Origin of the sequence: Pseudomonas sp. (genome assembly GCF_049590575.1) — a bacterium.
Taxonomy (GTDB): domain Bacteria; phylum Pseudomonadota; class Gammaproteobacteria; order Pseudomonadales; family Pseudomonadaceae; genus Aquipseudomonas.
The window spans coordinates 22,403-31,394 of the sequence record NZ_JBAWDE010000413.1 but is presented as its reverse complement, the minus strand read 5'-3'; the positions used below and the strand labels follow the sequence as shown (position 1 = coordinate 31,394).

6 protein-coding genes are annotated in these 8,992 nt (G+C 62.9%); all 6 read left to right on the top strand.

Annotation, left to right across the window (positions count from 1 at the left end):
- The coding region (locus WBR57_RS29040; RefSeq protein WP_424088806.1) for a FecR family protein at window positions 1-705 on the top strand (705 nt) is incomplete at its 5' end.
- Window positions 706-856: 151 nt separating this feature from the next.
- Window positions 857-3,613, top strand: coding sequence for a TonB-dependent hemoglobin/transferrin/lactoferrin family receptor (locus WBR57_RS29035; protein ID WP_424088804.1), 2,757 nt, complete (start codon window positions 857-859; stop codon window positions 3,611-3,613).
- A gap of 102 nt (window positions 3,614-3,715) precedes the next feature.
- Window positions 3,716-4,336: a heme acquisition protein HasA gene (locus WBR57_RS29030; protein ID WP_424088802.1), complete on the top strand. Its 621-nt coding sequence runs from the start codon at window positions 3,716-3,718 to the stop codon at window positions 4,334-4,336.
- Between the two features lie 168 nt (window positions 4,337-4,504).
- The gene (locus tag WBR57_RS29025; RefSeq protein WP_424088800.1) at window positions 4,505-6,241 is read left to right on the top strand and encodes a type I secretion system permease/ATPase; all 1,737 of its coding nucleotides are present in this window, start codon (window positions 4,505-4,507) and stop codon (window positions 6,239-6,241) included.
- Window positions 6,238-7,563 (top strand): HlyD family type I secretion periplasmic adaptor subunit, encoded by a 1,326-nt coding sequence (locus WBR57_RS29020; protein ID WP_424088798.1) that lies wholly within the window; start codon window positions 6,238-6,240, stop codon window positions 7,561-7,563. Before WBR57_RS29025 ends, WBR57_RS29020 begins: the two co-directional genes overlap by 4 nt.
- Entirely contained in the window at window positions 7,560-8,888 is a 1,329-nt protein-coding gene (locus WBR57_RS29015) for a TolC family outer membrane protein (RefSeq protein WP_424088796.1), read from the top strand. The genes WBR57_RS29020 and WBR57_RS29015 overlap by 4 nt, the downstream gene beginning before the upstream one ends.
- The last annotated feature ends 104 nt before the right edge of the window (window positions 8,889-8,992 follow it).

Below are 8,992 nucleotides of genomic sequence, written 5' to 3'. Positions count from 1 at the left end.
GTGCTGGTGGCCGGCATCGGCTGGGTGCGCGGGCCGGACGCCTTGCTGCACCTGCAGGCCGATTACGTTACCCAGAAAGGCGAAGTGCGCACGGTGCACCTGGCCGATGGCAGCACGGTGGAGCTGGATTCCGCCAGCGCCATTCGCCTCGATTACGACGGCGTGCAGCGGCGCGTCAGCGTAATCCAGGGGTCGGCGATTTTTGATGTGGCGCCGATGGTGGGCAAGGAAACCCGGCCCTTTGTGGTGCAGAGCGCCGGCGGGCAGACCCGCGCGCTGGGCACACGGTTTGTGGTGCAACGTGAGGATGACGACCAGGCCTGGGTCGGGGTGTTGCAGCACAGCGTCGCGATTTCCCTGCAGGCTTCGGCGAAAAACGGCCCCAGCGACCGTGTGCTCAAGGAGGGCCAGGCCGCGCGCTACAGCCTCCAGGACGGCATCTTGGCCCTTGATCAACTCGATGTGGAGCGCGCCACCAGTTGGCGTCGCGGCGTGTTGATCTTTGATCGCCAACCCTTGGCCAAGGTCGTCGAGCAACTCAACCGCTATCGACCTGGGCGCGTGGTGTTGACGGACGCGGACCTGGGTAATCGGGAAGTCAGCGGCGTATTCCGTCTCGACATGCTCGACACCGCCCTCGGCACCCTCACCCAGGAGCTGCAAGTGCAACGCTTGGACCTGGCGGGCCTCAGCCTGATCTATTGATGACCCCGTGGGAGGCCCTCTCCCACGCGCTTGAAACCCCTGCACGAAAATCATTTGAAAAAAATCTTACTGACTTCCTGCGCGTCGCACGTCTTGCTAGGTGAGAAGCATTCGCATAAACAAAAAAATATCTGCGTAGGGAAAGTCAGAAATGTCAGCACTCACCAAGGGGCGTATCACCGGTAGCCGGTTAGCCCTGGCCATTCACCTGGGCCTGTTCGCCGCCGTGGCGCCAGCGTATGCCGCGCCGGCTCAGGCGGGCGCGTCCCAGCCTGCCGTACTGACGTTCGATATTCCTGCGCAATCCCTGGGCAGTGCCGTGTTGGCCTTTGCCGACCAGGCCGGGCTGCAGGTGCTGTTCGACAGCCAACGCCTGCAAGGCCTGAGCAGCACCGCGCTCAAAGGCCGTTTCAGCGTGCAGGAAGGCTTGGGCCGCCTGCTCGGTGCCGCGCCGGTGGAGTACAGGTTTACCGGCGAACGCCAGGTCACCCTGAGCCGCGTGAGCGAAGACCATGACGGCGCCATGACCGTCGGCACCACCACCATCACCGGCAACACCCATGGCCAGGCCAGCGATTGGGTGTACCAGAGCCCAAAGTCCGTGGCCGTCATCAGCCGTGACATGATCGACAAACGCCCGCCCCGTCACGCCGCCGACATGCTCGAAGAAACCGCCGGCGTCTACACCGCCGTCGATCAGCGCGACCCCGGCCTGTCGGTGAACATCCGCGGCGTGCAGGACTACGGCCGCGTGAACATGAACATCGACGGCATGCGCCAGAACTTCAACGTCAACGGCCACCAGCAGCGCAACGGCACCCTGCTGATCGACCCGGAGTTCATCTCCAGCATCGAGATCGACAAGGGCAGCCAGTCCGGGCAGGGCGGGGCGGCAGTGCTGGGTGGCATTGCTTCGTTCAAGACCCTGGACGCCAGTGAGTTTCTCAAGGACGGCAAGGACTACGGCGGGCGCCTTCGCGCCGGCAGCGGCATCGGGGAAATGGGCAACGGCACCTACTTCAACGGCAGCGGGGTGTTCGCCTTTGGTGACGAGCGCGGTGATGTGATGCTCGGTTACAGCGAGCGGCATTTCGGCAATTACCGCGCGGGTAGCCACAACGCCGACAACCTGGGCACGAATATCCGCGCCAGGAAATATGCCCCGGCCGCCTTCGATGACTGGTTGAACAGTGAGGTGGGTGACACCGGCAGCGTGACCCGCTCGCAGATCGTCAAGTTTGGCCTGAACCTGCCCAACGACCAGCGCGTGCAGTTGAGCTACCTGGAGAGCGACACCGACAGCAATGATTCCTGGGGCTACATTACCGACGATCTTCAGACCACCTATTACCAACGCGTCAGCAAGAATAACCTCAACGCGAAAAACGTGGCGCTGGACTACAGCTACAGCCCGGATAACCCGCTGATTGATTTCAAGGCCAAGCTCTATTATGTCACCACCCAACTGGATCGCGGCAACTCGCCCAACGTCGCGTCCTTGAGTTCCGGCAACTACACCCCGGCCTACACCGACCATTTCCAGACCGACACCTGGGGCCTGCAAGGCGACAACACCTCGCGCTTTGACCTGGGGCGCGCAGGGCACCTGAGCTGGAACTATGGCCTGGAGATGTATCAGGACACCTTCAAGCCAAGCACCAACAAGATCGAGTCGACCAACACGGTCAACTCCGGCTCATTGCCTTACACCGCCAGTGCAGACCCCGAAGGCAAGCGCACCATCGCCAGCCTGTTCAATAACCTGCAGTACGAATACGACGATTGGCTGACCGTGGACGCCGGGCTGCGCTACGACCGCTATCGGCTCGAAGGCGTCACCGGTATGACGCTTTACAAGCGTGACCGTATTTACACCAACACCACACCGGCCCGGCGCGTCGAGGATATTTACGACATCGACCGGGAGGAGGGGCAGTTTTCTCCGACCTTTGGTATTGGCATCAAACCCGGCCTCGACTGGCTGCAGCTGTATACGCGCTGGGGCAAGGGCTGGCGCCCGCCGGCGGTCACCGAAACCTTCATGAGCGGCCGCCCGCACGGTGGGGGTTCGAACGAGCGGGTGTTTCCCAACCCTTACCTCAAGGCTGAGGAATCCCGCGACTGGGAAGTGGGGATAAACGTGTTCAAGGAGTCGCTGTTTTTCAACGACGACCGGCTGGGCATCAAGGTGGCGTACTTCGATACCAAGATTAAGAACTTCTCGTTCCTCAATACCAGCGTGAGTTTGCCGGAGACGTCCGTCGGCGGGTTCAACGGGATCATGGCCTACACCAATAACCTCAATGACACCCGCTTCAGGGGCCTTGAGTACCAGCTCAACTACGACATGGGCAGGGCTTATACCAACCTCAGCTACACCCACATGATCGGCAGCAATGAGTTTTGCTCGAAGAACTATTACATGGGCGGTGCCAAAAAGGCTGGCCCCGCCACCACGCGTATCGAGCAATTCACCCGGCCCAACGGCACCATCGGGTTCCGCCCTGTCATCACGTATGAAGTGCTGGATGACGAGGCGGCCAACAACCTCGAAAGCTGCGGCAAGATCATGGGCAATGCCACCTATACCCCGGCTGATCGCGGCTCGTTGACAGTCGGCGCGCGCTTCCTCGACAAGCGCCTGGATACCGGGGTGCGCGTGCGCTACAGCTCCGGTAATGGGGAAAACCTGAATAGCCAGGGTTACGACCTGATCGACCAGGCGATGTGGCCCAAATACACCGTGTATGACTTCTATGCCAGTTACTGGATGACTGACCAATTGAACATCTCGCTCGCGTTGGAAAACGCCACCGACGAGGCGTATTTCGTCGCCATGGGCGATGCCAACAACCTCAGCCTGGCGCGCGGGCGGACGTTGAGCGGGATGCTCGAATACAAATTCTGACCCGGTGCCATGGCACCGGAGCAACCACGGTTTTGCCCAGGGTTGGGCAAAAAGTGCGCAACTGCGCACTGATCAATAGCGCTGTATATACGAGGTTTAGTGATGACTATTTCTGTTAGCTACGAGTCGTACCTGGGCACTACTTCGCTGTCTGACTACCTGTCGGACTGGGCTCTTGGTTTTGCCACGGCAGGCCATGGCACCGGCGGCAATAACGGCGGGTTCAGCAATGGCACCTTCAGCGGTGACCAGTATTCGTCCCACGGTGCCAACAACTCCGAATACGCGTTTATCGCCGACAGCGACACCAGCAACGGCCTGCACTACGTGTTCAACCCAACCCTGCCTGCCAGCAGCAACCTGAACCACTACCTGTGGGGCGAGCTGGATAACGTCGAGCTGGGCACCGGCCTGACCGGCGGCAGCGGCAGCGATTTCGACCTGAGTGCTTACAAAGTGGCCTTCAATGGTCTCGACCTGTTCGCCGCCGAAGGCGCAGGCCGGACCGGCAACGAGGTTCAGAGCGTGATCTACGGCCTGATCCAGGGCAACACCAGCGCCCTGGAATCGGTGCTCAACGACTTGCTGGATGATTTTGGTCTGTCGACTGCCAGCACCTTTGACGAAGTGTCTGCCGGCCTCGCGGCCCATGCGGCTGCCACCACCGATGTCGCGCTGGTTGGCGTGCAAGACGTGGCGCAGGACTGGGCGCTCGCGGCCTAAAGCCTCTGCTGCATGAAAAAAGCGAATGGAAGATCGCTCTCCCATTCGCCGTATGACACCGCCGTCGCCAAGCCTTCTAACTCTTCAGCGACGGCGGCCGAATTCTGCGCAGCGCCGTATCGGCTGTCAACGCGACGACGCTGCGCGCCTACCCTTCGAGAATCCCAGATGCGCCACGCCGGCAACGAAACCCTGGCCGCCCTCACGGCTTATAAAAGTGGCTTCTTCAACATCGGCCTGTTCTCGGCGGTGATCAATTTGCTGATGCTGGCCCCGGCGCTGTACATGCTGCAGGTGTACGACCGGGTGCTGGCTTCGGGCAATCAGATGACTCTGTTGATGCTGACGCTGATGATCCTCGGCCTGTTCGGCCTGATGGGCGCGTTGGAATGGGTACGCAGCCAGGTGGTGATCCGCCTCGGCACGCAGATGGACATGCGGTTGAACCAGCGTGTGTACGACGCCGCGTTCGAAGCGCAACTCAAGGGCGGCACCCAGGCGGCGGGCCAGGCGCTGCATGACCTGACCACCTTGCGCCAGTTCGCCACCGGCCAGGCGTTGTTCGCGTTTTTCGATGCGCCGTGGTTTCCGGTGTACCTGCTGGTGATCTTTCTGTTCCACCCCTGGCTCGGCCTGCTGGCCCTGGGCGGGGCGCTGATGCTGATCGCGCTGGCGTGGATCAACCACCGTGTCAGCCAGGCACCGATGGCCCTGGCCAGCCAGCTGTCGATCAGCGCCAGCCAGCAGGCCACGGCCAACCTGCGCAATGCCGACACCATCGAAGCCATGGGCATGCTCGCCACCTTGCGCGGGCGCTGGTTCCAGCAGCATCAGGCGTTCCTTGCACAACAAAACCTGGCCAGTGAAAAGACCGCGACGGTCACCGCCTGGTCCAAGGGTGTGCGCTTGGCCTTGCAATCCCTGGTGTTGGGCTTGGGCGCATTGCTGGCGGTGCAGGGTGATATCACGCCGGGGATGATGATCGCCGGCTCGATCCTGATGGGCCGTGTGCTCAGCCCGATCGACCAGTTGATCGGCGTCTGGAAACAATGGGGCTCGGCGCGCCTGGCTTTTGAGCGGTTGTCTCAGATGCTGGACGCCAACCCCGCGCGGCCGCCGCGCATGAGCTTGCCGGCGCCTGTAGGCCAACTCAGCGTCGAGCAAATCAGTGCCTGTGCGCCGGGAAGCCGCCGACCGGCGCTGGCCAACCTGGGCTTTAACCTGGCGGCAGGCGAAGTGCTCGGGGTGATCGGCCCGTCGGGTTGCGGCAAATCCACCCTGGCGCGTGTGCTCGTAGGCGCCTGGGCGCCGCTGGCCGGCAAGGTGCGGCTCGACGGTGCCGACCTGGCCCAGTGGGACAAACAGCAACTCGGCCCCCACATCGGCTATCTGCCCCAGGACATCCAGTTGTTCGCCGGCAGCATTGCGCAAAACATCGCGCGCTTCGCCGAAGTGGACGCGGCGAAAGTCCTCGCTGCGGCACAGATGGCCGGTGTGCATGAGCTGATCCTGCAACTGCCCGAAGGCTACGACACACAACTGGGGGAGGGGGGGGCCGGCTTGTCCGGTGGTCAGAAACAGCGCGTGGCCCTGGCGCGTGCGCTGTATGGCCTGCCCGCGCTGATCGTGTTGGATGAGCCCAACGCCAACCTCGATGAAGTGGGCGAACAGGCGCTGCTCCAGGCCATTGCCCAGCTCAAGAAACAGCGCCGCACGGTGATCCTGATTACCCACAAACCCAATGTGCTGAGCCTGACGGACCAATTGCTGATCCTCAAGGACGGCCAATTGCAGGCCTTCGGCCCGACCGCTCGGGTGTTGGAAGCGCGGCAGAAACCGGCGGCGGCCAAGCCGGTGTCGAGCCTGAGCATGAGTTACCGCCTTGGTGAAGGAAAACAGGCATGAGCAAGAGTAAACCGGTACGGGTCAGCGACCCGCCGAACAATGTGCTGGCGCTGGACGACAAAAAGTACTCGCGCCTGGGCTGGCTGCTGGTGCTGGCAGGCTTTGCCGGCTTTCTTGGCTGGGCGGCCTTGGCGCCGCTGGACAAAGGCGTGGCCGTGTCGGGCAAGGTCATGGTCTCGGGCCATCGCAAGACCGTGCAGCACCCGGCCGGTGGCATCGTCGAGCGCATAGACGTGCGCGACGGTGACGTGGTCAGCGCCGGCCAGGTATTGCTGCGCCTGAAGGAAACCCCGTTGCGCGGGCAGATGCAGTCGCTGCGCAGCCAGTACCTGGCGTCCCTGGCCAGCGAAGCGCGTCTGAATGCCGAAAGCGAAGGCCTGTCGGCAATCATCTTCGGGCCCGAATTGCTCAACGATCCCGAGGCTGCCGGCACCCTGAGCCTGCAACGGCAGTTGTTCACCAGCCGCGCCCAGGCCCTGGCCACCGAGCAACAAGGCCTGCGCGAAACCATCGCCGGTGCCGAGGCGCAGTTGCGCGGCACGCGAGACTCGCAAGCGAGCAAAGTCCAGCAGCGCGCGGCGTTGAACGAGCAACTGCAGGGCCTGCGCGAGTTGGCGCGCGACGGTTATATCCCACGCAATCGCCTGCTCGACACCGAGGGCCTGTATGCCCAGATCGACGGCGCCATCGCCGAGGACTACGGGCGCATTGGCCAATTGCAGCGCCAGGTCATGGAACTGCGCTTGCGCATCCGCCAACTTGGCGAGGACTTCCAGAAAGACCTGCGCGGCCAACTGGCCGAGACGCGAACCCGTAGCGACGACTTGCGCAATCGCCTGGCTTCGGCCGAGTTCGAACTGGCCAACAGCCTGGTGCGCGCGCCCGCTTCCGGCGTGGTGGTGGGGCTCGACGTGTACACCGAAGGCGGCGTGATCAAGCCCGGCCAAGCGCTGATGGACATCGTGCCCCAGGGCGAACCGCTGCTGGTGGAAGCGCGCGTGCCGGTGCAAATGGTCGACAAGGTGCACCCGGGCTTGCCGGTGGAATTGCTGTTTTCGGCCTTCAACCAGGCCACCACGCCCCGCATCGCCGGGGTGGTGACCCTGGTGTCGGCGGACCGCCAGGTCGATGAACGCACCGACGAGCCCTACTACACCCTGCGCGCCCAGGTCAGCGCAGCGGGCATGCAGCAGTTGGACGGCGTGCAAGTCCGGCCGGGTATGCCGGTCGAAACCTTCGTCAAAACCGGTGAGCGTTCAATGCTCAACTACCTGTTCAAACCCCTGCTTGATCGCACCCACATGGCCCTGGTGGAAGAATGAAGGCGTTGTTGTTCACCCTGTGTCTGAGCTGTGCACCGGCGGCGCACGCCCTGGGTTTGCTGGACGCCTACGACTTGGCCCTGCGCAACGATCCGACGTTCCAGGCGGCGATCCAGGAGCGTGAAGCCGGCGAAGAGAACCGCGTGATCGGTCGCGCCGGGCTGCTGCCGAACCTGTCCTGGAGCTATAACAACTCACGCAATGAGTCCCAAGTGACCCAAAGCACCGCCGTCGGCAATGTCACCAGCGACCGCGATTACCGCAGCTACGCCTCGACCCTGACCTTGCAGCAACCGCTGCTGGATTACGAAGCCTACGCGCGCTTTCGCCAGGGCACTGCCCAGGCGCTGATGGCTGACGAACGCTTTCGCGGCAAGAGCCAGGAACTCGCCGTGCGTGTGCTCAGCGCCTACAGCCAGGCGCTGCTGGCGCAGGAGCGGATCGAGCTGAGCCGTGCGCAGAAACGCGCGTATGCCGAGCGCCTGCAACTCAATGACCGCCTGCTCAAGGGCGGCGAAGGCACACGCACCGATGTGCTGGAAACCCAGGCGCGCCTGAGCCTGGCCCAGGCCGAAGAGATTGAATCGCTGGATGCCCAGGACAGTGCCCTGCGCGAGTTGGAAGCCATCGTCGGCCAACCGCTGCAGATCGAGGCGCTGGCGCCGCTGACCCGTCAATTCGAGATCCCGCCCCTGGAGCCGAACTGCTTCGACACCTGGCGCGATTTGGCCTTGGCCAACAACCCGGAGCTGAAGTCCCAGCACCACGCGTTGGACGTCGCCGAGTATGAAGTGGAGCGTAAACGTGCCGGGCACTTGCCCAAGGTCAGCCTGTACGCCAGCAGCCGCCAGACCAGCTCCGACTCCGAAAGCAGCTACAACCAGAAATATGACACCAACAGCGTTGGTATCCAGGTCAGCCTCCCGCTGTTTGCCGGTGGCTCGGTGTCGGCCTCCACCCGCCAGGCGGCAAACCAGCTGTCCCAGGCCCAATACGAACTGGACGCGCAAACCTCGGCCACGCTGGTGGAGCTGCGCAAGCAATTCAACCTCAACACCAGCGGCGCGGCGAAGGTGCGCGCCTACGAAATGGCCGTCAGCTCCGCCACCGCGCTGGTCACCGCGACCCAAAAGAGCGTCAGCGGCGGCGAGCGGGTCAACCTGGATGTGCTCGACGCCGAACAGCAACTGTTCACTGCCCGCCGCGATCTGGCGAATGCGCGCCATGCGTATTTGCTGGCGCGGATTCAGCTGAAGTATTACGCGGGGTTGCTGAGCGAGCAGGATTTGCGGGCGTTGGCAGGGTATTTCCAGCCGTCGGCATGAGTGGTTACAACCCGGCATTCGCCGGGTTGTTCGTCGTTACTAATCTGTGAAACAGCTTCTGGATTTCGGAGCCGGTTGTCGGGCTGCACGAGGGAAAGTGTAAC

Bases quoted from the DNA above. Each gene is read 5' to 3' on its own strand.
- WBR57_RS29015 (WP_424088796.1), top strand. From the start codon at position 7,560: ATGAAGGCGTTGTTGTTCACCCTGTGTCTGAGCTGTGCACCGGCGGCG.
- WBR57_RS29030 (WP_424088802.1), top strand. From the start codon at position 3,716: ATGACTATTTCTGTTAGCTACGAGTCGTACCTGGGCACTACTTCGCTG.
- WBR57_RS29025 (WP_424088800.1), top strand. From the start codon at position 4,505: ATGCGCCACGCCGGCAACGAAACCCTGGCCGCCCTCACGGCTTATAAA.
- WBR57_RS29035 (WP_424088804.1), top strand. From the start codon at position 857: ATGTCAGCACTCACCAAGGGGCGTATCACCGGTAGCCGGTTAGCCCTG.
- WBR57_RS29020 (WP_424088798.1), top strand. From the start codon at position 6,238: ATGAGCAAGAGTAAACCGGTACGGGTCAGCGACCCGCCGAACAATGTG.